Genomic DNA, 26,805 nt, shown 5'->3' with positions numbered 1-26,805 from the left:
ATTTGTTACAGGATCTATCAATTCGTAATTTCGCCATTATAGATGAACTGTCTTTATCTTTAGAAGAAGGCTTAACGGTTTTAACCGGTGAAACCGGTGCGGGTAAGTCGATCATAATTGACGCTGTACAGTTGTTAGTAGGTGCAAGGGGTTCAGCTGAATTCGTTCGTCACGGGGAAAAGAAGGCTGAAATAGAAGGCGTTTTTTCAGCTCCTGATGGTCATGCTGTATTTAATAAATGTGAAGAATTTGGTATCGAAATTGAAGATGAAATGGTTTTGTTGAAGAGAGATATTTCAGCTTCAGGTAAAAGTTCATGCAGAATTAACGGGAAACTTGTTACCATATCTATCTTGAGAGAAGTTGGAGCGGCGTTAATTGATATTCATGGGCAACATGAAAGTCAGGAATTAATGGATGAATCTGCACATATCAATTTACTTGATCAATTTGGTTCTGAAGAAATTGCTGAAGCAAAAAGAAACTACCAGGATGTATATAGAGTTTATGATGACCTGAGAAAGCAAATCCGGTCCTTATCTGAAAACGATCAGCAAATGGCTCACAGGCTTGACCTGATACAATTCCAATATAAAGAAATTGAGGAAGCTGACCTCTCCATTAATGAAGACGAAGAGCTGATGGAAGAAAAAACAAGGCTGTCAAATTTCGAAAAGCTGTTTGAATCCCTTCAAACGGCTTATGAAGCGCTTCAAGGAGAACAGCGTGGACTTGATTGGACAGGACTTGCTATGTCTAATATGGAGCAGGCAGCTGATATTGATGCAGAATTAAAACAGGTGAGTGATACGATCAGCAGTCAGTTTTATTTACTTGAGGATTCTGCGAGAGAAATCAGACAGCACCTTGATGGACTTGAATTCGATCCGGAACGTCTTCAACTGATTGAGGACAGGCTTAATGAAATCAACCAGCTGAAAAGAAAATATGGCGCATCAATTGAAGAAATTATGGAGTATTTCTCCAGTATAGAAGAAGAAATTGAAGCGATCACAAATAAAGACTCGTCATTAGAGGATTTGAAATACAGACTTGAGTCTGTTGAAAAAGACTTGAACATTGAAGCAGATCATTTATCTGCAGTCAGAAAAAAATGGGCAGATATTCTGACAGAAGCGATTCATGGAGAACTAAAAGCCCTGTATATGGACAAGGCAGTTTTTCAGGTTCATTTTACTGAAGGAAAACCCGGTCAATATAAATCCAACGGGATCAATGAAATTGAATTTTACATTTCAACTAATCCGGGAGAGCCATTAAAACCGCTCATTAAAGTAGCATCTGGCGGTGAAATTTCCAGGATGATGCTTGCTCTGAAAACAATTTTTTCTCAGCATCAGGGAATAACGTCGATTATATTTGATGAAGTGGACACTGGTGTCAGTGGTCGTGTTGCTCAGGCAATCGCGGAGAAAATTTATTCTATTTCATCTCACTCACAAGTGTTGTGCATTTCTCACCTCCCGCAGGTTGCGGCAATCAGCGACCGTCATTTATTTATATCCAAAGAAGTTAAGAACAACCGAACTCATACGAGCGTTTTACCACTTGTTAAAGAAGAAAGAGTGAAGGAGATAAGCAGGATGATCTCGGGAGTTGAGATTACTGATCTTACCATCAGTCATGCAGAAGAGTTGATTGACCTTGCACACGCAATAAAAAAATCAGCTGTGTAAAAGCTATCCAATAACGGATGGCTTTTTTCTTTTGAGTTGCTGATATTTTTCTTCATTACGCTCAAATTATATATACAGTGGAAAGGAGGGAAGGAAATGATCAAAAGGCTGATTCTTGTCTTGTTTATATTAGGCTTTGTTCCGGCGCAGCTTTGTGCGGGTATAGAGCTGATACCTGGCGGACATTCAATTGGTATTGTTCTTGAAACAAACGGTGTTCTTGTAACAGGTTTTTATTCTCCGGAAAACGAAACATCCCCGTCAAAAAGTGCTGGAATTAAAATTGGAGACAGGATCAGCAGTGTCAACGGTACAAAAGTTCATACGGTAGATGATTTGAATAAGATCATTAGTAAGGCTGAAGCATCTGTCAACCTTGAAGTAATAAGGGATAAATCAACATTGATCAAAAGTGTGCAACCGATCAAAAAAGGGAATGGTCACTCGCGGTTAGGCTTTTATGCAAAACATGAAATACACGGCGTTGGGACATTGACTTACATTAATCCTGATAATTTAAAGTTCGGTGCATTAGGTCACATTGTTTCTGAGCAATATACAAAACAACCGGTAGAGATGAAAAAAGGAAATGTGAAATCCGCGCTTATCCGTGATATTCAAAAAAGCAGAGCTGGCAGTCCTGGTGGAAAAATTGCTTATTTTAACGATACAAATAGCATGCTCGGTGATATAAAAAAGAATGCATCAACAGGAATATTTGGTGAGCTTTACAGTATGCCTGAAAAAAGCAAGTACAGAAAAGCACTTCACACTGCAGAAAAATCAGAAGTAAAAAAAGGACAGGCAAAAATTCTGACAGTATTAAGTGGTGAAGTAATTGAAGAATTTGATATCGAAATACTGGAAACAAACGCAGAAATTCCAAGCGGTGGCACAGGAATGAAAATCCGGCTGTCAGATCCTCAGTTAGTTGAAAAGACCGGCGGCATTATTCAAGGAATGAGTGGAAGCCCGATTATACAAGGGAATCAGCTCGTTGGTGCTGTATCACACGTCATGATTCATCAACCGAACGAAGGTTATGCGCTTTATATAGAGGATATGTTAAAAGAACAGGCTTCTTAGTCTGTCAGCTTGTAGAAAATCATTGTGATTTTTTTCGAGGTTACTGAAAATATTGTGAAAAAAGTACGGTTCATTTCCGTTTCAGGCAAAAGCTTTCCGGATGTGGACCGTTTTTGGTCCCATCAGGCCGCTTTGTTTTCGACAACGGGGTATCACGGAATCCACGCTTGCACTAAAAACGAACCTGGGTTTTCCTCCAAGCAGCATGTAATGAAATGAAGATGACGCTCAGGAATCATCAGTGAGCGTCATCTTTTTGTATTTTGCTTTTCTTAAAGCATTCCTTGAATGCGGTTTTATTCAATTCAGTGTGTTCTCCAGTGATTTTGGTTTTAGTGAAGTCCATGTTAACATAAGTACATATTCGACAATATGTCAGTTATTGTTGAAATATATCGAAAAACTTAGCATTTTAGAGTATTCAAAAGAAAACTTGTTAAAATTTAAAAAAAGTCTTACAATAAGAAGGGAATTAATTCCGGGTGTCGAATACATTAAGTGAGAAATCATGATGGGGAGGAATTACAGTGGATAAAATTAAAGTTTGCATTATTGATGATAATAGGGAATTAGTATCGACGTTAGAGGCTTTTATTAACAGTCAGCCTGACATGGAGGTAGCAGGTACCGCGTTTAATGGACAGGAGTTCCTAAACATGGTTGAGGATACTGAAGTGGATGTATGCTTGTTGGATATTATTATGCCTCACATTGATGGTTTAAACGCACTGGAAAAGATGAAAGAGCTTGAACTTGAAAAAAATCCCCACGTGATCATGCTTACTGCATTTGGCCAGGAGGATGTGACTACAAAAGCACTTGAACTTGGTGCTTCATATTTTATTTTAAAACCTTTTGATATGGAAAACCTGCTGCAGGTTATCAGACAGGTCCTGGGTAAAAAAGAACGTCCACTGAATTATGCTACAAAAAGAGAGAAGACAAAAAAACCGAACCTTGATGCCAGTATTACGAGTGTGATTCATGAAATAGGTGTACCAGCTCACATTAAAGGGTACATGTATTTAAGAGAAGCGATTTCAATGGTATATCATGATATTGAACTGCTGGGCTCTATTACCAAAATCCTATACCCGGATATTGCGAAGAAATTTAACACAACCTCTTCCCGGGTTGAAAGAGCAATCCGTCATGCAATTGAAGTTGCGTGGAACAGAGGTAACGTTGATGCGATCACAAACATGTTCGGATACACAGTTTCGGCTGTAAAATCCAAGCCTACAAATTCAGAGTTTATTGCGATGGTTGCAGACAAGCTCCGCCTGGAACATAAAGCAAGCTGACAATAGGAACGACGAGCGCCGGTAACTGAACTGGCGCTTTTTTCATAGATTATTTTAAAGTGAGAGGTGATCTTCATGTCAAATATATTTGCACACAGAGGCAGTTCAGGAAAATATCCTGAAAATACGATGCTGGCATTTAAAAAAGCTGAAAAAACAGGCTGTTATGGCATTGAACTTGATGTACAAATGTCAAAGGATCGTGAATGTTTTGTCATTCACGATGAAACAGTAAATAGAACAACAAATGGCAGAGGATATATTAAGGATAAAACCTTAAAAGAAATAAAAAAATTTTCAATTAAAAGCGGTTGGCTGAAAAAAGAAAGAATCCCACTTCTGGATGAAGTGCTTGAATGGGCGCAACATAACAGCCTGATCATCAATATTGAATTAAAAAACGATAAAATCCGTTATGAAGGAATGGAAGAACTAGTTGTGCAAAAAGTTGCAAAATTTAACCTGGAGGAAAGAGTCATTTTTTCTACGTTTAATCTTCAAAGTGTCAGAAAGCTGAAAGAACTGACAAATAGTGAGGTTGCTGCTTTGTACTCAAAGAAAGGGACTAACCCTCTTTTATTGGCACAATCGACTGGCGCAGATGCAATACATGCAAATCAGCGTGTAATGACGGAAAAACTGATGAAAGATTGTCAGCAGAATGGAGTTCCGGTAAGGCTTTATACGCTGAACAAACCGGTTGCAATCGAAAAGTGGATACAAGCAGGATTAAACGGGGTTATTACCGACTATCCGGAACTGGCAGAGCAATTGAAAAAGAAAAGAGCAGTAAAAGCATAATTGCTTTTACTGCTCTTTTCTTTTAAAACGCTGCTGTACTTTGTTTTTTTTGCGATCCCTGTGAAGAAGAAATCCTCCAATAAAGCTGAGTCCGGCAAGGAACATAATCAGTCCAAGAAAAAATTGTATTGCCAGTGATGGCAACCATGCTGCCTGAAGTCCAAAAAACATATCTCTCATAAGCTTAATACCATATGCGGCAATGACGCCAGGGATTAATAAGATAATTAACGCAATTATACGTGCCATAATCTAACTCCTTAAAACGATAAGTATGTACAAACTATGCGATTAATAAAAATCATTGTCAAGGAAAAGGCTTTCATGTACAATGTAAGAGGTTGCAAGATATTGCGCGATAGATAAGGAAGGATGAAATAAATTGCAAAAAGTGCTGATTGTCGGAGCTGGGCGTGGAGGTGTCGCCTTGCTGCAAGTGATGGCTGAAAGTGATGCTTTTCAAGTGTATGCAGTTGTCGATCACGATCCGCAGGCGCCGGGTCTCACATTGGCACAGTCACTGAACATCGAAGTCGGACAGGATTGGAAAAAATACTTAAGTGATCATACAGATATTATTATAGATGTGACAGGTGATGAAGAAACATTTAATCAGCTGCGTGAAGCCAGATCCAGAAAAACTGTCTTAATTCCTGGCAGTGTAGCATCTTTAGTATATCAACTTCTGACAGAAAAAGAATCACTGATCTCTCATCTTGAACATGACTCTTACATAAGAGAACTCGCAATGAATTCTACTCATGATGGCATGATTGGGATTGACTGCGATCAAAGAATTATTTTATTCAACGACAGAGCCGCCGAGATGATTGGTATAGATAAAGAAAAAGCGCTTCATCAATCCATTTACCAAGTTGTTCCGCTCAGCGGACTTCCCAGGATCATTGAAACAGGCCGTACTGAAAATAATCAGGAACTAATGCTTGAAAATGGCACCAAGGTCGTAACGACAAGAATTCCGATGGTAAATGAATCTGGGGAGGTAATAGGTGCATTTGCCGTTTTTAAGGATATTACTGAAGTAGTCAATCTTGCTGAAGAAATGACGAACTTGAAAGAAATCCAAACGATGCTGGAAGCGATTATACAATCGAGTGATGACGCAATATCAGTTGTAGACGAGCAGGGTCGTGGACTGATGATTAACCGTGCATACACCAGGCTGACGGGTCTGTCGGAGGCAGAGGTTATCAATCAGCCAGCAGAGGCGGATATATTTGAAGGCGAGAGTATGCACATGCAAGTGTTGAATACACGCCGTCCGGTACGTGGTGTCAAAATGATCGTTGGTCCAAATAAGAAAGAAGTAGCAGTTAATGTTGCACCAATCATTGTAAACGGACAGTTGAAAGGAAGCGTTGGCGTCATCCATGACCTTTCTGAAATTCATCAGCTGACATCAGAACTTGATCGTGCAAGAAGAATTATCCGGTCACTTGAGGCAAAGTATACTTTTGAAGACATTCTTGGTAACTCTGATGACATTCAATTAGTAACTGAGCAGGCGAAGGTCGCTTCAAAGACAAACACAACAGTTCTTCTGAGAGGTGAACAGGGTAGCGGAAAGGAATTGTTTGCCAATGCCATACACAATGGAAGTGACAGGAAATATAATGCCTTCCATAGAGTGAACTGCGGCAGTATGCCAGCCGCCTTTTTACTTGAAACGCTATTCGGAACCGAATCTTCTCCAGGACTTTTTGAACGGGCCGGGGATGGGACAGTGTTTCTTGATGAAATTGGTGAACTGAGTCTTGAGGCGCAGGAGAAAATTCTTGAAGCACTCAAGTCCAGACAAATATTGAAAATAAACAGTGAAGAAACGATACCGTTTAATGCGAGAGTGATCACAGCTTCACACATCAATCTGGAACGTGCAATCGCAAAAGATCAGTTTATGGAAGAACTATATTATTACTTATCCCGGCTGACCCTTCAGTTGCCGGCACTCAGATCGCACAAACAGGATATTCCGGCAATTTGCGAAAGACTGATACTGAAATTAAATCAGTCGTTTGGAAGAGTTGTAAAAGGGATCTCAAAAGAAGCACTTGAACAATTAATGGATCATAATTGGCCAGGGAATGTCCGGGAACTTGAAAACGTGTTAAGCAGAGCGATGATTTTTATGGATCAAAAAGAAGAAATCATTGAGCAGAAGCATTTAATCCCGCTTCAAACAGAGCGTTCATTTAAGCGTGAAATGAACGGACCGCTGGCTGAACAGCTGGAAAATGTTGAAAAAGAAATCATTGAACAAACATTGAGAAAGCACGGTGGGAACAAAACCGCAACCGCAAAGGAACTTGATATTTCAATCAGGAATCTCTATTACAAGATTGAGAAATATCAGGTTGAAATTGAAAGGAGTGGATAGGTTGGTTAGCTTTGATGACATTATTAAAAAAGCGGAATCTGCAGCTGGTGCAACTGTAGCTGTTGCCTCATCAGAAGATCAGGAAGTCTTAAAAGCAGTGGATATGGCAGTTGAAAGACGATTAGCTAATTTTATTCTTGTTGGTCATGAGTCAAAAATCAACGCGATGATTGAACAATCTTTTCCGGCATTGCATCGCCATGAATCAGTGAGAATTCATCATGCTGAAAACGTACATACTGCTTCACTGGAAGCTGTTAAGCTTGTAAGCTCGGGACAAGCTGGTGTGTTAATGAAGGGTCATGTTGAAACGAGTGTGTTGCTGAAAGCAGTGTTAAATAAGGAAGTCGGGTTAAGAACTGGAAACGTCCTTTCACATGTTGCGCTATTTGAAGTACCTTCTATTAAAAGAAGTATTTTTATCACTGATGCTGCGATGAATATTGCACCAGATCTAAATCAGAAGGTTCAAATTATTAATAATGCGGTAAAAATCGCTCATGGTGCAGGATTGGAAAATCCGTCTGTAGCACCTTTAGCCGCTGTAGAAACAATTAATCCCGCCATGCAGGCCACACTTGATGCAGCAGCATTAACTCAGATGAACCGCAGGGGTCAGATTAAAGGGTGTGTGGTGGATGGACCGCTAGCGCTTGATAATGCGGTTTCTGAAAAAGCTGCAGCACATAAAGGGATTACCGGTCCGGCCGCAGGGAATGCAGATATCCTGCTCGTACCTTCAATTGAAGCAGGTAACATTTTATATAAATCTTTAATGTATTTTGGCAACAGCAAGGTCGGAGCAGTCATTTCCGGCGCGAAAGCACCAATTGTATTGACTTCAAGAGCTGATACAGCAGAAAGCAAGCTGTACTCACTTGCGCTTGCAATATGTACTTCATATTAAATTTAGGGGGCACTAACAATGGAACTATTTACTTACATGGAAAAATATGATTATGAGCAGCTTGTATTCTGTCAGGATAAAAATTCAGGGCTAAAAGCAATTATTGCGATTCATGATACAACACTTGGACCAGCATTAGGTGGAACAAGAATGTGGACGTATGATACAGAGGCAGATGCGATTGAAGATGCGCTGCGTCTTGCAAAAGGAATGACTTACAAAAACGCTGCTGCCGGTCTGAATCTTGGCGGGGGTAAAACAGTGATTATCGGAGATCCGCTTAAGGATAAAAATGATGAGATGTTCCGTGCATTCGGCCGTTATATTCAAGGATTGGCAGGCCGATATATTACAGCTGAAGACGTTGGTACAACTGTAAAGGATATGGACCTGATTCATGAAGAAACAGACTATGTAACCGGTATTTCTCCAGCATTCGGTTCATCAGGCAACCCGTCACCTGTAACAGCTTACGGTGTATACCGTGGAATTAAAGCTGCAGCAAAAGAAGCTTATGGAAGCGATTCTCTGGAAGGTAAGACTATTGCTGTTCAGGGTGTAGGGAATGTAGCATTTACACTTTGCCGCCACTTACACGAAGAAGGGGCGAAACTCATCGTTACAGATATCAACAAAGAAGCTGTTCAGCGTGCAGTTGATGAATTTGGAGCAAAAGCAGTTGAAATCAACGAAATTTACAGTGTGGAATGTGATATTTTTGCACCATGTGCACTTGGCGCAATTATCAATGACAACACGCTTGAAGTTTTGAAAGCAGACGTTATTGCGGGTGCAGCAAATAACCAGCTGAAAGAAACAAAACATGGTGATATTCTTCATGAGCGCGGGATCGTATACGCACCTGACTATGTAATCAATGCAGGTGGTGTAATCAACGTAGCTGATGAACTGAATGGATATAATCGTGAACGAGCAATGAAAAATGTAGAAAAAGTATATGATAATGTTTCACGTGTATTTGAAATTGCTAAACGTGATGGCGTTCCGAGTTACCTTGCAGCTGACCGTATGGCTGAAGAACGTATTGAAAGCATGGCGAAGTCAAGAAGTCAGTTCCTTCGCAGTGAGCACAACATTTTAAGCAGAAGATCATAATTGAATAAACCAATGCACCTGTCTGACAGGTGCATTGGTCTGTATGTCTGGAGGGAATATCGTGCAGGATCAAAATTACCGTATATTAGTCATCAACCCAGGTTCAACTTCAACAAAGATTGGCATCTTTGACAGTGAAACTGCAATTTTAGAAAAAACGATTCGTCATGATTCAGCTGTGATTGATCAGTTCGATAAAATTATCGATCAATATCAATTCAGGAAAAAAACGATACTTGAAGCGCTTGATGAAGAAGGTATGAATGTATCAAAGCTCGATGCGGTTTGTGGAAGGGGAGGCCTTCTCCGACCGATTGAAGGTGGAACATACAGTGTGAATGATGCAATGTTAAAAGATTTGAGACAGGGGTACTCTGGTCAGCATGCATCTAATCTTGGCGGCATTATCGCTTATGAAATTGCCCAGGGATTAAACATACCGTCATATATTGTTGACCCTGTTGTAGTAGACGAGTTGTCTGATACAGCAAGAGTTTCAGGGTTTTCTTTAATCGAACGCAAAAGTATTTTTCATGCATTGAATCAAAAAGCAGTCGCTCGGCGTGTGGCGAAAGAGGTTGGCAAGCCTTACAACGAATCAACTTTTGTTGTTACACACATGGGCGGAGGTATCACTGTAGGAGTTCACCATAATGGCCGGGTGATTGATGTGAACAACGGACTGCACGGGGATGGGCCATTCAGTCCGGAGCGGGCAGGAACCGTGCCGGCTGGAGACTTGGTCGAACTTTGTTTTTCAGGGGATTATTACAGAGATGAAATCATGAAGATGCTCGTTGGACAGGGAGGACTTGTCGGTTATCTCGGTACGAACGATGCAGTGAAAGTTGAACAGATGATTCAAAATGGAGATGCTAAAGCAAAACAAATATATGAGGCGATGGCTTATCAGGTTGCAAAGGAAATCGGTGCTGCCGCTGCTGTAGTCAGTGGAAAAGCAGACGCGATTATACTAACCGGTGGTCTCGCTTATGGTAAAGAATTTGTTGGACTTATTAGTAAACGGGTGGACTGGATCGCAGATGTCATTGTCCAGCCAGGAGAAAATGAACTTCAGGCACTTGCAGAAGGTGCTTTGAGAGTACTTAGAAAAGAAGAATCCGCAAAAATATATTCAGTGAATTAGGAGGAACGACCATGGCAGAAGAATATGATCTCGTCATACTCGGTGGAGGCACGGGCGGTTATGTCGCAGCAATAAGAGCTTCACAGCTGGGTTTGAAGACAGCGATTGTTGAAAAAGGAAAAATAGGCGGAACGTGTTTACACAGAGGCTGTATACCGAGTAAAGCACTTTTAAGAAGTGCGGAAGTATACGCCACTGCTAAAAATGCAGATGAATTCGGCGTCGAAATCAATGAAGCAGTGTTGAATTTTACAAAAGTACAAAAACGTAAACAGTCAATTGTGGATCAGCTTCATAAAGGTGTGCAGCACTTGATGAAGCAGGGAAAAATTGATGTCTTTGACGGTTTTGGAAGAATTCTTGGACCTTCTATTTTCTCACCAATGCCGGGTACGGTTTCTGTTGAAATGACTGATGGCACTGAAAATGAAATGCTGATTCCTAAAAATGTCATCGTTGCAACAGGCTCGAGACCACGTTCTTTGCCAGGCCTTGAAATTGATGGAACACACATTCTCAGTTCAGATGAGACGTTAGAGCTTGAAGAGCTGCCAAAATCAATCATCATTGTTGGTGGTGGTGTAATCGGGATCGAATGGGCTTCGATGCTGTCCGATTTTGGTGTAGAAGTTACGGTGCTCGAGTACGCGGACCGTATAATCCCTACAGAAGATGCTGATGTATCAAAAGAAATGGAAAAGCTTCTTAAGAAAAAAGGGATTACGATAGTAACAAATGCGAAAGTAGATCCTGCAAGCGCTGAAACTGGTGCATCAGTTGCGATTTCAGCGGAAGTAAAAGGTGAAACTGTAGAATATAAAGCTGAAAAAATTCTTGTGTCAGTCGGACGGAGTGCCAATACTGAAGGAATTGGCCTTGAAAACACTGATATTCAAGTTGAGAATGGTTTCATTAAAGTAAACAGCAAACTGCAGACGAAAGAATCTCACATTTATGCAATCGGTGATGTGATCGGCGGACTGCAGCTTGCCCATGTAGCATCTCATGAGGGCATTCATGCAGTTGAGCATATTGCAAATCTGGAAGTTGAGCCGATCGATTACAGCCTCGTTTCCAAATGTATTTATTCCAGTCCCGAAGCTGCCAGTGTCGGGCTTACAGAGCAGCAGGCAAAAGATGCAGGCCATGACGTAAAAATTGGGAAATTCCCGTTCAAAGCAATTGGTAAAGCATTAGTGTTTGGTAAGTCAGATGGCTTTGTGAAAATCATTGCTGATAAAGCTTCAAATGATATTTTAGGTGTGCATATGATTGGACCTCATGTAACAGATATGATTTCTGAAGCGGGACTTGCCCGTGTACTGGATGCAACACCTTGGGAAGTTGGTCAGACAATTCACCCTCATCCGACACTCAGTGAAGCGATCGGTGAAGCGGCTTTAGCTGTAGATGGAAAAGCAATTCATTCTTAAAGCATACAGGAGGCGAACAGAACAATGACTAAAACACGTCATGAAGAACTAGGTCTGACGAATGAAGACGTACTGAATATTTATGAAACAATGCTGATGGCAAGACGGATTGATGAGCGTATGTGGCTGTTAAACCGCTCAGGTAAAATTCCATTTGTGATCTCCTGTCAGGGACAGGAAGCGGCACAGGTTGGAGCTGCTTATGCCCTTGATATAGAAAAAGATTTTGCACTTCCTTACTACAGAGATATGGGCGTAGTCCTTCATTTCGGAATGACAGCACGCGAACTGATGCTTTCCGGTTTTGCTAAAGCTGAAGATCCAAACTCGGGCGGGCGTCAGATGCCAGGGCATTTTGGCCATAGAGAAAAAAGAATCGTAACTGGTTCTTCACCTGTTACAACTCAGGTTCCTCATGCTGTAGGTCTTGCACTTGCAGGAAAAATGGAGAAAAAAGATCTTGTCACTTTTGTTACTTTTGGAGAAGGATCTTCTAACCAGGGTGATTTTCATGAAGGTGCAAACTTTGCAGGCGTTCATAAACTGCCGGTCATTTTTATGTGTGAAAATAATAAATACGCAATTTCTGTACCGATTGAAAAACAGCTTGCATGTGAAAATGTATCAGACCGCGCTATAGGTTATGGCATGCCTGGCATTACGGTGGACGGAAACGATCCATTAGAAGTATATAAAGCTGTCAAAGAAGCAGCTGACAGAGGTCGAAGAGGAGAAGGACCTACACTTGTAGAGACTGTATCTTACCGATTGACTGCCCACTCTTCTGATGATGATGACCGAGCTTACCGTTCACCTGATGAGGTAGCGAAAGCAAAATCTCTTGATCCAATCATTACATTCGGTGCCTACCTGAAAGAAAACGGTGTTCTGAATGATGAACTTGAAAAAGAGATTAACGACCGTATTATGAAAGAAGTAAACGAAGCGACAGATTACGCAGAGCAGGCACCATACGCAGAGGCGGAATCTGCATTAAAATACGTCTACGCAGAACAAAACTAAGGGAGGATAAACCGATGCCGGTAATGTCATATATTGACGCTGTTACATTAGCAATGAAAGAAGAAATGGAACGGGATGAGCGCGTGTTTGTCCTTGGTGAAGATGTAGGAAAAAAAGGCGGGGTATTTAAAGCCACACACGGTCTGTATGATCAGTTTGGAGAAGACCGTGTCATTGATACACCACTGGCTGAATCAGCAATTGCAGGTGTTGGAATTGGAGCTGCAATGTATGGAATGCGTCCAATTGCAGAGATGCAGTTTGCAGACTTTATCATGCCTGCTGTCAACCAGATTATTTCTGAGGCAGCAAAGATCCGTTACCGCTCTAATAACGACTGGAGCTGTCCGATGGTCATCCGCGCTCCTTATGGCGGAGGCGTTCACGGAGCGCTTTATCACTCCCAGTCTGTTGAAGCAATATTTGCAAACCAGCCAGGATTGAAAATTGTGATGCCTTCAACACCGTATGATGTTAAAGGGCTGTTAAAGGCAGCAATTCGCGATGATGATCCTGTTATGTTCTTTGAGCACAAGCGTGCATATCGTCTAATTAAAGGTGAAGTGCCTGAAGAAGATTATACAATCGAAATTGGTAAAGCAGACGTTAAGCGGGAAGGTGAAGATATCACAGTCATCACTTACGGCTTATGTGTTCACTTTGCACTGCAGGCTGCGGAACGTCTTGCTGAAGATGGCTTCAGTGTACACGTGCTGGATCTGCGTACCATTTATCCGCTAGATAAAGAAGCGATTATTGAAGCGGCGTCAAAAACAGGGAAAGTACTCCTTCTGACTGAAGATACAAAAGAAGGAAGCATTATGGGTGAAGTTTCTGCGATTATCGCTGAGAATTGCCTGTTTGACCTAGATGCGCCGATTATGCGTCTTGCAGGACCTGATATTCCGGCAATGCCATATGCACCGACTATGGAGAAGTACTTTATGGTTAATCCTGACAAAGTTGAAAAAGCTATGAAAGAACTCGCTGAATACTAATCATTAAGCAATTTTAACAGAGCAAAACAATAAGGGAGGCAATTTACTTGGGTATTGAAAAAATGACGATGCCTCAGCTTGGTGAATCCGTTACTGAGGGTACGATTGAGAAATGGCTCGTGCAGCCTGGTGACACGGTCAATAAGTATGATCCAATTGCTGAAGTGAATACTGATAAAGTAAATGCAGAAGTACCATCTTCATTTACAGGTGTGATTAAAGAGCTGATTGCCGGAGAAGGAGATACGCTTGAGGTTGGTGAAGTGATCTGCTCGATTGAAGTTGAAGGCGGGGGAGCTTCTGAAGAATCCTCTGAAGAGACTTCTGACCAAAAAGTAGAGCCGGCAGAAAACCGCAATGCAGAAGAAAAGAAAACATCAGATGAGAAGAAATCAGCGCCTAAAAATACAAATGCCAGATACTCTCCGGCAGTGATGAGAATGTCTCAGGAACACGACATTGACCTGTCACTTGTTGAAGGATCAGGTAAAGAAGGAAGAATTACCAGAAAAGATCTGCAAAAGATCATTGATTCAGGTGAAATTCCGACAGCCGATTCAAAACAGCCTGAGCCGCAAAAAGTTCAGGAGCAGCCGTCACCGTCTAAACCTGCAGCTCCAAAACAGGACATTCAATCTGCACCTGGTGATGTGGAAATTCCGGTTACAGGTGTGAGGAAAGCAATTGCTGCGAATATGCTGAAGAGTAAGCATGAAGCGCCTCACGCATGGACGATGATGGAAGTGGACGTCACAAATCTCGTTCAATACAGAGATTCAATTAAAGGTGAGTTCAAACAAAAAGAAGGCTTCAATATTACTTACTTTGCATTCTTCGTTAAAGCTGTAGCTCAGGCTCTTAAAGAGTTCCCTCAGATGAATTCAATGTGGGCTGGAGATAAAATTATTCAAAAGAAAGACATTAACATCTCAATTGCAGTCGCTACTGATGACGCACTATTTGTTCCGGTCATTAAACATGCGGACGAAAAAACGATCAAAGGGATTGGCCGTGAAGTGAATGAACTTGCCGGAAAAGTCCGTGCGGGTAAATTAAAATCTGAAGAAATGCAGGGTGGAACGTTCACTGTTAATAACACAGGTTCATTCGGCTCTGTGCAGTCAATGGGGATCATTAATCATCCGCAGGCTGCGATTCTGCAGGTTGAATCAATTGTGAAGAGACCGGTTGTGATGAATAACGGCATGATTGCCGTTCGTGATATGGTTAATCTTTGTCTATCTCTTGATCACCGCGTTCTTGATGGTCTGGTATGCGGACGTTTCCTGCAGCGTGTGAAAGAAATTCTTGAAAATACTTCTGAAAACACATCTGTATATTAATAAAACACGGCCGCCAGTATAATGCTGGCGGCTCTCTTTTCATTCAGGCGTCTTTTCTTTATACTGGTATTAAAAGAATTGAAAACGATTACAAAGGGGAGGGAGCTGCTTAGCAGCATCACTATGACATTAAGAAATTCTGAATTTCCTGCCTCAACCTACGATGGATGGGTAGCGCAGGTTGAGAAAGTTTTAAAAGGTAAATCGATTGAAACATTGAATATAGAGTCACTTGAAGGAATTACATTAAAACCGCTTTATACTAATCGTCCGGAAACCGGAGACAAACATGTGTCAAGAGGTTGGAAATCAAAACCTGATTGGAAAATTTCACAACATGCTCAAGGTAAAGATCCTGATGAGTTGATACTTTTTACTAAAGAAGAATTAGACAGAGGATCAGAAGTAGCCGCATTAAGCGAAAAAGCAGCCGGTCTTTTTAATGAAAAAAAAGCAGCTGAATTTTTAACGCTTGAAAACAACTTACATATTTACATAAAACATTCAAATGGAGAACCGTGGATCAATGCCCTTCAAAATAAGGATGTGCGTGGTGTATTGGGAAGAGACTGGGGAAGTCCGGATAATCAAACGGATAAATGGTTTGCAGAAGTGATGGACATTGACAGTAGCCACCCTGAATTAAAAAGTATTATTCTTTCCAGTGTCTCTATTCACCAGAAAGGAGCCAATGCGATTCAGGAATTGGCTTATGTGATTGCCCAGGCAAGTAATGTCATTCAAGTCGCTGAGAAAAATGGATGGAGTGCGGAAAAAGTTATATCTAAAATGCATGTTGAATTTGCAGTCGGATCAGACTTTTTCCTGGAAATTTCTAAGCTGAGAGCTTTCCGTGCAGTTTGGCGCCATTTTGCTTCTTACTATCAAGTGGATACTCATGTTTCAATCGGAACTGAGACGGCTCAATTTACTAAACTCACTCAGGACGAACACACAAACATGCTGAGAAGTGGAAATGAAGCTTTTGCAGCTGTGCTTGGAGGAGCGGACTACATTTATGTCAGGCCATATGACTGCTTTAAAGATCAGCCGTCCAGACAGGCAGTGCGGGCTGCAAGAAATATTTTGCTGATTTTAAAAGAAGAAATGTTTTTACAAAAACTGATCGATCCTGCGGGCGGCTCTTATTACATTGAACACCTAACGAAGGATATTGCAGAAAAAGCCTGGGAAAAATTTTGTGAGATTGAAGAAGATGGCGGTATTACAAAAGCACGCAATGTCTTCATGGCTGAGGTACATGAGATTTGGAACAGGCGTGATCAGGATGTAAGGACGAGAAAGAATTCTCTTGTAGGTATGAATAAATACGCACCTGCACAAAAAACGACCACTGAGGATATTCCTGAAACAGCAGGTTTCTCCTGGGACCGTCTGATTCAAAAAGTGAAAAACAATGAGATCGCTAAAGTCGAGCTGCTCACTGTTGGTGAATTGAAAGACTATAAACCGCGTGCAGACTTTGTAAAAGGTGTGTTTGCAGCAGCTGGTGTTGTGCTGAATTCAAATGTGAAAGATGCAGAGGTAGTGATTGTTTGTGGTTCTGATGAAAGTTACGTTCAGAATTTGCCTTCAATCATTCAAATGAAGAAACCTGAACAAAAGGTGATCACCGCTGGTAAATTTCAGTCTGATGATATAGATGGCTGTTTATACGACGGAATGGATATGGTGTCATTTTTAGAAGATGTGTTATTCAGTCAGAAGGGAGTCAGCAATCATGAAGCCTGATTTTAAAAAGCAGTCATTTAAGTGGTCTGATTATAAAAAAGATAGTGAGATTGAAAATGAAAATGTGATGACAAACGAAGAGATTGAAATAAAGTCATTCTATACTGCTGAAGATATTCAACATGCAGAACACCTGAATGATCTTCCTGGTGCTGCTCCTTATACACGCGGTCCTTATCCGACCATGTATACGACAAGGCCATGGACAATCAGGCAGTACGCCGGTTTTTCAACAGCTGAAGAAAGTAATTCATTTTACCGCAGAAACCTTGAGATGGGGCAAAAAGGGCTTTCAGTAGCATTTGATCTCGCTACGCACCGGGGATACGATTCCGATCATCCAAGAGTTACGGGAGACGTAGGAAAAGCCGGTGTTGCGATTGACTCGGTGGAAGATATGAAAATTCTGTTTGATGGCATTCCGCTTGATAAAATGTCAGTTTCAATGACGATGAATGGTGCTGTTCTTCCGATTATGGCTTTTTATATTGTAGCAGCTGAAGAGCAGGGTGTTTCTCCCGAAAAGCTCTCAGGTACAATCCAAAATGACATTTTAAAAGAATACATGGTAAGAAATACGTATATTTATCCGCCTGACATGTCAATGAGAATCATTGCTGATATTTTTTCTTATACAGCACAGTCAATGCCGAAATTTAATTCAATTTCAATTTCCGGCTATCATATTCAGGAGGCGGGTGCACCCGCTGATGTTGAGCTCGCTTACACATTGGCAGATGGACTTGAATATGTCAGAACCGGATTAAAAGCCGGTATCCATATTGATAAATTTGCGCCAAGATTATCATTCTTCTGGGGTATCGGCATGAATTACTTTATGGAAGTGGCAAAAATGAGAGCGGCCAGAAGAATGTGGGCATCGCTGATTCAGCCATTTAACCCTGAAAACCCAAAATCTCTGGCACTGCGTACGCATTCTCAAACATCCGGTTGGTCGCTGACTGAACAGGATCCATATAACAATGTAATGAGAACACTGATGGAAGCACATGCTGCCGCAATGGGACATACCCAGTCGCTTCATACAAATGCATTAGATGAGGCAATCGCACTGCCTACTGATTTTTCTGCACGAATCGCACGCAACACACAGCTGTATCTGCAGGAAGAAACAGGCATTACAGATGTGATAGACCCATGGGGAGGTTCATATTATGTAGAATCTCTTACACAGCAGATCATGGAGAAAGCGTGGGCTCATATTGAAGAAATTGAATCTCTTGGCGGAATGACGAAAGCAATAGAAACAGGTCTTCCAAAAATGAGAATTGAAGAAGCAGCAGCTAAAAGACAGGCTAAAATTGATTCCGGCAAAGAAGTGATTATTGGTGTGAACCGTCACAGATTAGATCGGGAAGATGAAATGGATATTCTTTCAATTGACAACGAAAAGGTACGCCTGGGGCAAATTGAAAGAATTAAGCGCATGAGGGACACTCGTGATGAAGAGGCAGTCAGACAAGCGTTGAAAGCGATCACTGAAGCAGCGTCTGACTCGGGAAATCTGCTTGAAAAAGCAATTGAAGCTGCACGCCTGAGAGCAACGCTTGGAGAGATTTCTGATGCGATTGAAGAGGTGAGCGGCAGACATCAGGCTGTTATTCGCTCAGTCAGCGGTGTGTACAGTGATGCATATACAGATGTGAATGCGATTGAAAATGTGCGTGAAATGACTCAGGTATTTATGGACAATGAAGGCAGAAGGCCGCGAATTCTCATTGCTAAGATGGGCCAGGATGGTCATGACCGGGGAGCTAAAGTAATTTCTACAGCATTTGCTGACCTTGGATTTGATGTCGATATTGGTCCGCTGTTCCAGACACCGGAAGAAACGGCTGCACAGGCAGTTGAAAATGATGTGCATGTCATCGGAGTCAGCTCACTTGCAGCAGGACATAAGACGCTTGTACCGGCACTCATGAAAGAACTGAAAAAATGGGACCGGGAAGATATTATGGTCGTGATCGGAGGCGTCATTCCGGCACAGGATTATTCATATCTTCTTAATAATGGTGCTTCTGCTATTTTTGGGCCTGGTACGGTGATCCCAGCAGCTGCTGAAAAGGTAATTGAAGAAATTTATCACCGCTTAGGTTATGAGGAAGTTTCCCAGGATGAATAATCCGATTAACAGGAGAGTGTTTAAGAAAAAAGTCCAGGAACAAATTGATGTGAAACAAATAGCAGATAAAATTATTTCGGGAGACAGGGGATATTTATCTAAAGGCATTACGTTAATTGAAAGTAACGCCAGTCACCACAGACAATCTGCAAATGAACTGATTCAGCACATACTGCCTCATATCGGAAAGAGTGTAAGAGTTGGTATTACAGGTGTTCCAGGTGCCGGGAAAAGCACGTGGATTGAAGCTTTTGGTAAAACTGCTGTCAGTAAAAATTATAAAACAGCAGTCCTCGCTGTTGATCCGAGTTCTTCGCTGTCCGGAGGAAGTATTCTTGGAGACAAAACACGCATGGAATTTTTAGCGCATCATCCTGATGTATTTATCAGACCATCACCCTCTTCAGGAACACTTGGCGGTGTAGCCAGAATGACGAGGGAAACGATCCTGCTTTGCGAAGCTGCGGGATATGACCTTATTCTCGTTGAAACAGTAGGAGTAGGGCAGAGTGAAGGGATTGTCAGAGGAATGACTGATTTCTTCCTCCTGCTTTCTCTTACAGGAGCCGGTGATGAATTACAGGGAATGAAGAAAGGCATTATGGAGCTTGTGGATGCAGTTGTCATCAATAAAGCAGATGGTGCCAATAAAGAACAGGCGATGAAAACGATGCATGATTATAATCAGATTTTACGTTTTCTTACCCCTGCCACTAAGGGATGGAAGCCAAGAGCATATACGTGTTCTGCATTATATAATAGCGGCATTGAAGAAATATGGGATCTGATTTTTAGTTTTATCAGCGAAACGAAAGAAAGTGGAGAATTTCAAAAAAGGCGCAGCAGACAGGCTGTTGACTGGATGAACCAGCTGGTACAGATCCGGCTGAATGAAACTTTTTTCATAGAAGAGAAAAAAAGACAAATGAAAAATCTTGAAGAAAAAGTCAGACAACATGAGCTGTCTCCATCAGAAGCTGTAGATCTGCTTTTTGAAAAATATCAATAAACATAAAAAAGGACGGCAGATATATCTGCCGCCAAAGAAATCTAGGGAGTTTAGGGGTTAAATCTAGATCCTAGTCATTATTATTCCACCAAATTAAAATTATAAACCTGGTTAAAAATTTTTTTGATGAATATTTGAAATGCAGATAGTTGATAAAGATGTCCTGGTCATCTATGATAAACCTGTAATAACCTTTAAAGGAGAGTCGGATTATGAGCATGGATTTTAATATTTTTATGAATGATGTTGTCCGTCAGGCGAGAGAAGAAATTGAAACTGCAGGGTATCAGCAGTTGACTACACCTGAGGAAGTAGAAGAAACGCTTGAAAAAGAAGGTACGACTCTTGTAATGGTTAATTCGGTTTGCGGTTGTGCAGGCGGTATTGCACGCCCTGCTGCAGCTCATGCGATCCATTATGATAAGCGCCCTGACCGTCTGGTAACAGTTTTTGCCGGACAGGATAAAGAAGCGACTGCAAAAGCGAGAAGTTACTTTGAAGGATATCCGCCTTCATCACCTTCATTTGCATTGCTGAAAGACGGTAAAATTATTTCGATGGTAGAGAGACACGAAATTGAAGGGCATGACCCGATGTCAGTCATCGCAAATATTCAGAGCTTATTTGAAGTTCATTGCAAAGAAGTATAATCATGATTCAAAGGCCGTGCAAATGCACGGTCTTTTAAATTTTATTATCCATAATAAAATGCCTGACCATTAAGCAGACTTCTGCGAAATGATCAGGCATTTTTTTCATTAAACGCACAGAATGTATTAATAGAAAAGTCTGAATTATTTTATATTTATTCATTTTATAAAAAACTGTTGCATGTTTATAAGTTGATGATAGAATAAAAACATAATAAATATACAAAAAGTTGTATTAAAATTCGTTTTAGGGGGAACCATTATGAAAAAATTATTATTTGTATCAACACTGACAGGCGCACTTGTATTATCTGCCTGCGGCTCTGAAGAGGAACAGACAGGAAGTTCTTCAGAAGACAAACCACAATTGGTAATGGGAACATCAGCAGATTACAAACCTTTTGAATATGTAGACACAGCAAATGGAGAAGAAATTATTGGCTATGATGTAGACCTTGCCAACCTGATCGCAGATGAACTCGGCTTTGAATTCACGATTCAGGATATGGAGTTTAGCGGACTTATTACAGCACTGCAAAATGAACAGGTAGATTTTGTACTTGCTGCGATGACACCAACAGAAGAAAGAAAAGAAAATGTTGAATTCACAGATGTATATTATGTGGCACAGGATATGATTATCTCACTTGATGGTAGCAACATTACATCACCTGAAGACCTGGATGGTAAAACAGTTGGCGTTCAGCTTGGCTCCATTCAACAGGAATACGTAGACGGGCTGGCAGAGGACATGGATATTACAGTTGAAACGAGAAATCGTATTCCAGAGCTGATGCAGGATGTTGTAAACGAAAGATTTGACGCGATTATCGTTGAAAACACGGTTGCCGAAGGTTATCTGAACAACAGCGAAGAATTAACAGGTAATACAATCGAGGTTGAAGAACAGGAAGCAGGTTCTGCAGTTGCACTTCCACTGGGCAGTGAATGGACAGAGCAGTTTGATGAAGTGCTTGATGAACTGGAAGAGTCAGGTGAACTTGAAAAGCTTGCTGAAAAATGGTTCGACGCAGAAGCGTCTGAATAAAATTCTAAAAAGAGTGCTGCAGAAAAAAGCACTCTTTTGTTTTTTTAAAGAATTAGCTATGTTAAAATCCAACGTTGTTTAAGCACAACTGGTGGTTGGAGCATAAGGCGGTGACTCCTGCGCCCGGCCGCGGAAAGCGTCCGCCTGAAGCAGAAATCAACAGCCACCTTTAACAGAGTCAAAGAATGAAAGAAGTCGTCAGGAGGAACAGGCAATTATGAACTTCGAACAAATTATTCCTTCAATGCCCTATATTCTGCAGGGGATCTGGGTCACATTACAGATTGTCCTGATTGCAGGGTTACTGGGTTTTGCTATCGGTATACTATTATCTTTTTTTAAGATCGGAAGAGTTCCATTCTTAAGATGGTTTGCAGACGGTTATACATCTATATTCAGAGGAACCCCTCTTGTTCTGCAGCTGATGATCATTTATTATGCTTCTCCGCAGCTTTTTGGCGTACAGATTGATGCATATACTGCTGCTATATTATCTTTTGCCTTGAACTCAGCAGCTTATATTTCAGAAATTATCCGTGCAGGTATTCAGGCAGTTGATAAAGGTCAGAGAGAAGCAGCGATGGCGCTTGGTGTGCCTTACAATAAGATGATGAAGGATGTCATTTTGCCTCAGGGCATGAAAAATATCTTACCGGCTTTGATGAATGAATTCATTACTCTTACCAAAGAGTCGGCAATTGTGACAGTAATAGGCGTTACTGATATCATGAGAAGAGCTTATATCGTCGGAAGTGACAAGTTTTCATTTCTTGAGCCGCTGTTATTTGCCGGACTCATCTATTATTTAATGGTACTTGTTCTGACGTTTGCCGGTAAATGGGTTGAAGGGAGAATGAGAAGAAGTGATTAAAGTAGAAGGATTATATAAATCATTTGGTAAACTGGAAGTATTAAAGGATATCAATGCAGAGATTAATGAAGGTGAAGTTGTTGTCGTAATTGGACCATCGGGCTCAGGAAAGTCAACTTTTCTCCGTTGCCTCAACCTTCTTGAAGAGCCTACATCCGGTAAGATTGTAATCGGAAAAGATGAAGTAACAAGTAAAAAGTTTAATCCACAAAAGCTTCGATCAGAAGTAGGGATGGTTTTTCAGCACTTTCATTTATTTCCACACATGACGGTGCTCGGAAACGTTACTTATGCACCTTTAAAAGTGAAGGGTACAACCAAAGCGGAAGCTGACAAGCTTGGTAAAGAATTGCTGGCTAAAGTTGGCCTGTCTGATAAAGCAAACGAGTTCCCAAACAGATTATCGGGAGGACAGAAACAGCGTGTTGCGATTGCGAGAGCACTGGCAATGGAACCTAATGTCATGCTTTTTGATGAGCCGACTTCAGCACTTGATCCGGAAATGGTTAAAGAAGTGCTGGATGTAATGAAGTCACTCGCTAAAACCGGCATGACAATGATGATCGTGACGCATGAAATGGGCTTCGCACGTGAAGTGGCTGACCGTGTGATCTTCATGGATGAAGGGATGCTTGTCGAGCAGGCTGATCCAATCGAATTTTTCAAAGCACCATCCACAGAAAGAGCGCAGGATTTTCTGCAAAAGGTGTTATAATAAATCATGTTATTTTACCCAAAGTATCGATATACTTTGGGTTTATTATTTATTAACACGCTGTTATTCATTTTCTATTCAGGTTCAACTTACATTCATTCTATTTGTTAAAGGAAAGGAAGAAATAATGTTTCGTATAGGTTACCGTACTATAAAAACGGCCGTTGGTACTGCAGCTGCTATCGGTGTTGCCAGTATGCTCGGGCTGGAGAATTATGCGTCTGCAGGAATTATTGCGATTTTATGTATTCAGAATACGAAAAGAAAGTCAGTGAAAGTGTCCTGGAGCCGAATCGCAGCTTGTATCATCGCAATGGCATTTTCCTATATATTTTTTGAAGGTATTGCTTATCATCCAATTACAATTGGCCTTTTAATTTTATTTTTTATACCAACAGCTGTAGCGTTAAAAATAAAAGAAGGGATCGTAACAAGCAGTGTGATTATTCTTCATCTTTTTACAAGCAATCACATCACATTTTCATTAATTGGGAATGAATTGATGCTTCTGTTAATTGGTATCTCTACAGCGCTGATCATGAACTTATACATGCCAAGTGTTGAAAGTAAGATGGTCAATATGCAGACGCAAATTGAAATACAGTTTAAAGAAATATTTGAGCAAATGTCATCTTATTTAAGAGATACTCACTCTGAATGGAATGATGGACTTTTAATAGAAACAGAAAAATTGATTAAAGAAGGGAAAACAATCGCCTTTCAGGATGTTGAGAACCATTTTTTGCGAAATGAAAACACTTATTACTTATATTTCACAATGAGAGAAAAACAGTTTGTGCTAATTAACAGGATGCTGCCATTGCTTCAGAGCCTGAATTTCGAAGCGGAACAGAGGGAAATGATCGCTGAATTTGTTGAAGATCTGAGTACCCATATTCACCCTGGTAATACCGCTCTACTGTATTTGAAAAAGCTGTATGATATGAAGCTGATTATTGAGGAAATGCCGATGCCTAAGGAAAGAGAAGAGTTTGAAACGAGGGCAGCTCTATTTCAGTTTATTAGAGAAATGGAAGAGTATCTGCAGTTGAAGCAGTCTTTCAGAGGGATTCCTTCATCTAAAAGAAGGGCTGTAACATAAAGGAGCAGTGGAAAACCGTTCAAACGGTTTTCCACTGCTCCTGCGTTTTAAAATACAACCATTGATAGTCCGATTGCAAGCGTTGAAGCCAGCATCGCAAAAATCATCAGGTAAACGATAAAAGTTCTGAACTTGCGGTTGCGCAAAATGATTCGCTCCTTTTACAGCATATTGATTTTATTGTACACGGATCCTTGATCCTTCGCAAGTAGTGGTCAATTAAAGCTGATATCGTTACAATAGAAAAGTAGCCGTTGAAAGGAGAATGAAAATGAAAAAGACCGATCATATAGGAGTAGCTGTGAAATCAATAGAGCAGGCACTGCCATTTTACACTGAAATGTTAGCGCTTACTTTAATAAAAGAGGAAACCGTAGAATCCCAGGGAGTGAAAGTTGCTTTTCTGGATGCGGGAAATATAAAAATTGAGCTGCTTGAGCCAACTCGCAGTGACTCTCCAATTGCTTCTTTTATAGAAAAGAAAGGTGAAGGGATACACCATGTGGCTTTCGGTGTGAATCATATCGATGAGCGCATTGAAGAACTGAAATCAAAAGGACTGAAGTTTACGTCAGATGCTTCTAAGCCCGGAGCCGGCGGAGCGCAGGTAGCTTTCCTTCATCCTAAACAGGCTCACGGAGTGCTTTATGAACTTTGTGATCATTCTTATAATGGAGGCGATCAACATGAGTGATATGTTCAAGAAAATTAATGAATTATATGACAGAAGAAGAGAAATAGAGCTTGGCGGGGGTGATGAGCGTATTGAAAAGCAACACGAAAAAGGAAAGCTCACTGCGCGTGAAAGGATTGACCTGCTTTTAGATGAGGGTTCCTTCGTGGAATTAAACCCATTTATAGAGCATAGGTGCGGGGACTTTGGTATGGATGCCCAAAAAGGACCTGGTGATGGTGTTGTAACAGGATATGGAAAAGTAAATGGTCGCCCAATATATTTATTTTCTCAGGACTTTACAGTGTTCGGTGGAGCGCTGGGTGAAATGCATGCAGCGAAGATTGCGAACGTGATGGATCTTGCGGCTAAAAACAGGGCACCTTTTATTGGTCTGAATGATTCAGGTGGAGCCCGTATTCAGGAAGGGGTCGTCTCTCTGGATGGGTATGGCCAGATCTTTTACCGGAACTCGATTTATTCAGGCGTGATGCCACAGATATCTGTCATCATGGGTCCTTGTGCCGGTGGAGCGGTTTACTCTCCTGCGATTACTGATTTCGTATTTATGGTTGATAAAACGAGTCAGATGTTTATTACAGGACCTAAAGTAATTGAAACCGTGACAGGTGAAAAAATTTCCTCAGAAGATTTAGGCGGATCAAAAATACATAATTCTATTAGCGGTAACGCTCATTTCCGTGCTGAAACTGAACAGGAAACACTTGAACAGGTCAGACAGCTTTTAAGCTATCTGCCACAATCTAATGAAGAACAGCCTCCAATTGCTGATATTCCGGAAGATTCTGATGACAGACCTGATCTGGCGGATGCCATACCTTTTGATCCGCTGCGTCCATATGATGTGCGACTGGTTCTTGACCATGTTGTTGATAAAGGCACATTTATGGAAGTGCAAAAGGAATTTGCACGCAATATTGTCGTCGGTTTTGCAAGAATAAAAGGCGAAACGGTTGGTCTTGTCTGCAATCAGCCTAAAGTGATGGCAGGCGGTTTGGATATTGATTCAAGTGACAAGGCATCAAGATTTATCCGCTTTTGTGATTCATTCAACATTCCAATCATTACATTTGAGGATGTAACAGGCTTCTTCCCGGGAATTAAACAGGAGCATGGCGGTATTATCAGGCACGGGGCGAAGATTTTATACGCTTATTCCGAAGCTACTGTGCCAAAAATGACTGTTATTCTGAGAAAAGCATACGGCGGCGCATATGTAGCGTTAAACAGTAAATCAATTGGAGCCGATCTGGTTTTTGCATGGCCAAATGCTGAAATTGCAGTAATGGGTCCTCAGGGAGCTGCCAATATTATTTTTTCAAAAGAAATTGCCGGAAGTGACGACCCTGAAGCAACCAGAGCTAAAAAGATTGAAGAATACCGTGAAAAATTTGCGAATCCGTTTGTTGCTGCTTCAAGAGGAATGGTCGATGATGTGATTGATCCGAGGGAAACGCGCATCAAACTCATCCAGGGGCTTGAGATGATGAGAAATAAGCACGAGGAACGTCCTAAGAAAAAGCATGGGAACATACCGCTGTAATTAGAGGTCACTCTTCGTTATACTT

24 protein-coding genes are annotated in these 26,805 nt (G+C 41.1%); 22 read left to right on the top strand and 2 right to left on the bottom strand.

Going from position 1 to position 26,805, the window contains the following annotated elements; all coding sequences use genetic code 11:
* Positions 1 to 2 precede the first annotated feature (2 nt).
* The 4 genes from recN to E2626_RS05040 all read left to right on the top strand — a co-directional run bounded on the left by recN (position 3) and on the right by E2626_RS05040 (position 4,888).
* The gene (recN, locus tag E2626_RS05055) at positions 3 to 1,697 is read left to right on the top strand and encodes a DNA repair protein RecN (protein ID WP_134380320.1); all 1,695 of its coding nucleotides are present in this window, start codon (positions 3 to 5) and stop codon (positions 1,695 to 1,697) included.
* A 96-nt stretch (positions 1,698 to 1,793) separates the two neighbouring features.
* Positions 1,794 to 2,783, top strand: a complete 990-nt coding sequence (gene spoIVB / locus E2626_RS05050; protein ID WP_134380318.1) for a SpoIVB peptidase — start codon at positions 1,794 to 1,796, stop codon at positions 2,781 to 2,783.
* A 527-nt stretch (positions 2,784 to 3,310) separates the two neighbouring features.
* Positions 3,311 to 4,087, top strand: coding sequence for a sporulation transcription factor Spo0A (gene spo0A / locus E2626_RS05045; protein WP_134380316.1), 777 nt, complete (start codon positions 3,311 to 3,313; stop codon positions 4,085 to 4,087).
* A 75-nt stretch (positions 4,088 to 4,162) separates the two neighbouring features.
* Entirely contained in the window at positions 4,163 to 4,888 is a 726-nt protein-coding gene (locus E2626_RS05040) for a glycerophosphodiester phosphodiesterase (RefSeq protein ID WP_134380314.1), read from the top strand.
* A 6-nt stretch (positions 4,889 to 4,894) separates the two neighbouring features.
* Here the strand turns inward: E2626_RS05040 and E2626_RS05035 are convergent, their stop codons facing one another.
* Positions 4,895 to 5,137 (bottom strand): DUF2627 domain-containing protein, encoded by a 243-nt coding sequence (locus tag E2626_RS05035; protein WP_134380312.1) that lies wholly within the window; start codon positions 5,135 to 5,137, stop codon positions 4,895 to 4,897.
* 133 nt (positions 5,138 to 5,270) lie between these two features.
* Here E2626_RS05035 and E2626_RS05030 point away from each other — a divergent pair, with 133 nt between their 5' ends.
* The 16 genes from E2626_RS05030 (at position 5,271) to E2626_RS04955 (ending at position 24,543) form a co-directional block, all read left to right on the top strand.
* On the top strand, positions 5,271 to 7,286 hold the full coding sequence (locus tag E2626_RS05030; RefSeq protein WP_134380310.1) for a sigma 54-interacting transcriptional regulator: 2,016 nt from the start codon (positions 5,271 to 5,273) through the stop codon (positions 7,284 to 7,286).
* Position 7,287: 1 nt separating this feature from the next.
* Complete coding sequence (gene yqiS, locus E2626_RS05025) at positions 7,288 to 8,193, top strand: phosphate butyryltransferase (RefSeq protein ID WP_134380308.1); 906 nt, start codon at positions 7,288 to 7,290, stop codon at positions 8,191 to 8,193.
* Between the two features lie 18 nt (positions 8,194 to 8,211).
* Positions 8,212 to 9,309 carry a branched-chain amino acid dehydrogenase gene (gene bcd, locus E2626_RS05020; protein ID WP_134380306.1) on the top strand — a complete coding sequence of 366 codons (1,098 nt, stop codon included), beginning with the start codon at positions 8,212 to 8,214 and terminating at the stop codon, positions 9,307 to 9,309.
* A 43-nt stretch (positions 9,310 to 9,352) separates the two neighbouring features.
* Entirely contained in the window at positions 9,353 to 10,456 is a 1,104-nt protein-coding gene (gene buk / locus E2626_RS05015) for a butyrate kinase (protein ID WP_424955114.1), read from the top strand.
* Positions 10,457 to 10,467: 11 nt separating this feature from the next.
* Positions 10,468 to 11,889, top strand: a complete 1,422-nt coding sequence (gene lpdA / locus E2626_RS05010; RefSeq protein ID WP_134380302.1) for a dihydrolipoyl dehydrogenase — start codon at positions 10,468 to 10,470, stop codon at positions 11,887 to 11,889.
* A 24-nt stretch (positions 11,890 to 11,913) separates the two neighbouring features.
* A complete protein-coding gene (locus E2626_RS05005) occupies positions 11,914 to 12,912 on the top strand; it encodes a thiamine pyrophosphate-dependent dehydrogenase E1 component subunit alpha (protein ID WP_134380300.1) in 999 nt (332 codons plus the stop codon).
* Positions 12,913 to 12,926: 14 nt separating this feature from the next.
* Entirely contained in the window at positions 12,927 to 13,910 is a 984-nt protein-coding gene (locus E2626_RS05000) for an alpha-ketoacid dehydrogenase subunit beta (RefSeq protein ID WP_134380298.1), read from the top strand.
* Positions 13,911 to 13,957: 47 nt separating this feature from the next.
* Complete coding sequence (locus E2626_RS04995) at positions 13,958 to 15,253, top strand: dihydrolipoamide acetyltransferase family protein (protein WP_134380296.1); 1,296 nt, start codon at positions 13,958 to 13,960, stop codon at positions 15,251 to 15,253.
* Positions 15,254 to 15,376: 123 nt separating this feature from the next.
* A complete protein-coding gene (locus E2626_RS04990; RefSeq protein WP_166786741.1) occupies positions 15,377 to 17,005 on the top strand; it encodes a methylmalonyl-CoA mutase family protein in 1,629 nt (542 codons plus the stop codon).
* On the top strand, positions 16,995 to 19,148 hold the full coding sequence (scpA, locus tag E2626_RS04985; RefSeq protein WP_134380292.1) for a methylmalonyl-CoA mutase: 2,154 nt from the start codon (positions 16,995 to 16,997) through the stop codon (positions 19,146 to 19,148). Before E2626_RS04990 ends, scpA begins: the two co-directional genes overlap by 11 nt.
* Positions 19,141 to 20,157 carry a methylmalonyl Co-A mutase-associated GTPase MeaB gene (gene meaB / locus E2626_RS04980; protein WP_244094241.1) on the top strand — a complete coding sequence of 339 codons (1,017 nt, stop codon included), beginning with the start codon at positions 19,141 to 19,143 and terminating at the stop codon, positions 20,155 to 20,157. The genes scpA and meaB overlap by 8 nt, the downstream gene beginning before the upstream one ends.
* A 212-nt stretch (positions 20,158 to 20,369) precedes the next feature.
* Positions 20,370 to 20,807, top strand: coding sequence for a BrxA/BrxB family bacilliredoxin (locus E2626_RS04975; protein ID WP_134380288.1), 438 nt, complete (start codon positions 20,370 to 20,372; stop codon positions 20,805 to 20,807).
* 262 nt (positions 20,808 to 21,069) lie between these two features.
* Entirely contained in the window at positions 21,070 to 21,855 is a 786-nt protein-coding gene (locus E2626_RS04970; RefSeq protein WP_134380286.1) for a transporter substrate-binding domain-containing protein, read from the top strand.
* Between the two features lie 217 nt (positions 21,856 to 22,072).
* On the top strand, positions 22,073 to 22,726 hold the full coding sequence (locus E2626_RS04965; protein WP_134380284.1) for an amino acid ABC transporter permease: 654 nt from the start codon (positions 22,073 to 22,075) through the stop codon (positions 22,724 to 22,726).
* The gene (locus tag E2626_RS04960; RefSeq protein WP_134380282.1) at positions 22,719 to 23,441 is read left to right on the top strand and encodes an amino acid ABC transporter ATP-binding protein; all 723 of its coding nucleotides are present in this window, start codon (positions 22,719 to 22,721) and stop codon (positions 23,439 to 23,441) included. The genes E2626_RS04965 and E2626_RS04960 overlap by 8 nt, the downstream gene beginning before the upstream one ends.
* A gap of 127 nt (positions 23,442 to 23,568) precedes the next feature.
* Positions 23,569 to 24,543, top strand: coding sequence for an aromatic acid exporter family protein (locus E2626_RS04955; protein ID WP_134380280.1), 975 nt, complete (start codon positions 23,569 to 23,571; stop codon positions 24,541 to 24,543).
* A 47-nt stretch (positions 24,544 to 24,590) separates the two neighbouring features.
* Here the strand turns inward: E2626_RS04955 and prli42 are convergent, their stop codons facing one another.
* Positions 24,591 to 24,689 carry a stressosome-associated protein Prli42 gene (prli42, locus tag E2626_RS17165; protein WP_152614722.1) on the bottom strand — a complete coding sequence of 33 codons (99 nt, stop codon included), beginning with the start codon at positions 24,687 to 24,689 and terminating at the stop codon, positions 24,591 to 24,593.
* Between the two features lie 125 nt (positions 24,690 to 24,814).
* Between prli42 and mce the strand changes: the two genes are divergently transcribed.
* Together mce and E2626_RS04945 are read left to right on the top strand one after the other, a co-directional pair.
* Positions 24,815 to 25,237 (top strand): methylmalonyl-CoA epimerase, encoded by a 423-nt coding sequence (mce, locus tag E2626_RS04950; protein ID WP_134380278.1) that lies wholly within the window; start codon positions 24,815 to 24,817, stop codon positions 25,235 to 25,237.
* Positions 25,230 to 26,780, top strand: coding sequence for an acyl-CoA carboxylase subunit beta (locus E2626_RS04945; protein ID WP_134380276.1), 1,551 nt, complete (start codon positions 25,230 to 25,232; stop codon positions 26,778 to 26,780). Before mce ends, E2626_RS04945 begins: the two co-directional genes overlap by 8 nt.
* The last annotated feature ends 25 nt before the right edge of the window (positions 26,781 to 26,805 follow it).

Origin of the sequence: Jeotgalibacillus salarius, assembly GCF_004405125.1 — a bacterium.
GTDB classification, from domain to species: domain Bacteria; phylum Bacillota; class Bacilli; order Bacillales; family Jeotgalibacillaceae; genus Jeotgalibacillus; species Jeotgalibacillus salarius.
This window is presented reverse-complemented; position numbering and strand designations above follow the sequence as displayed.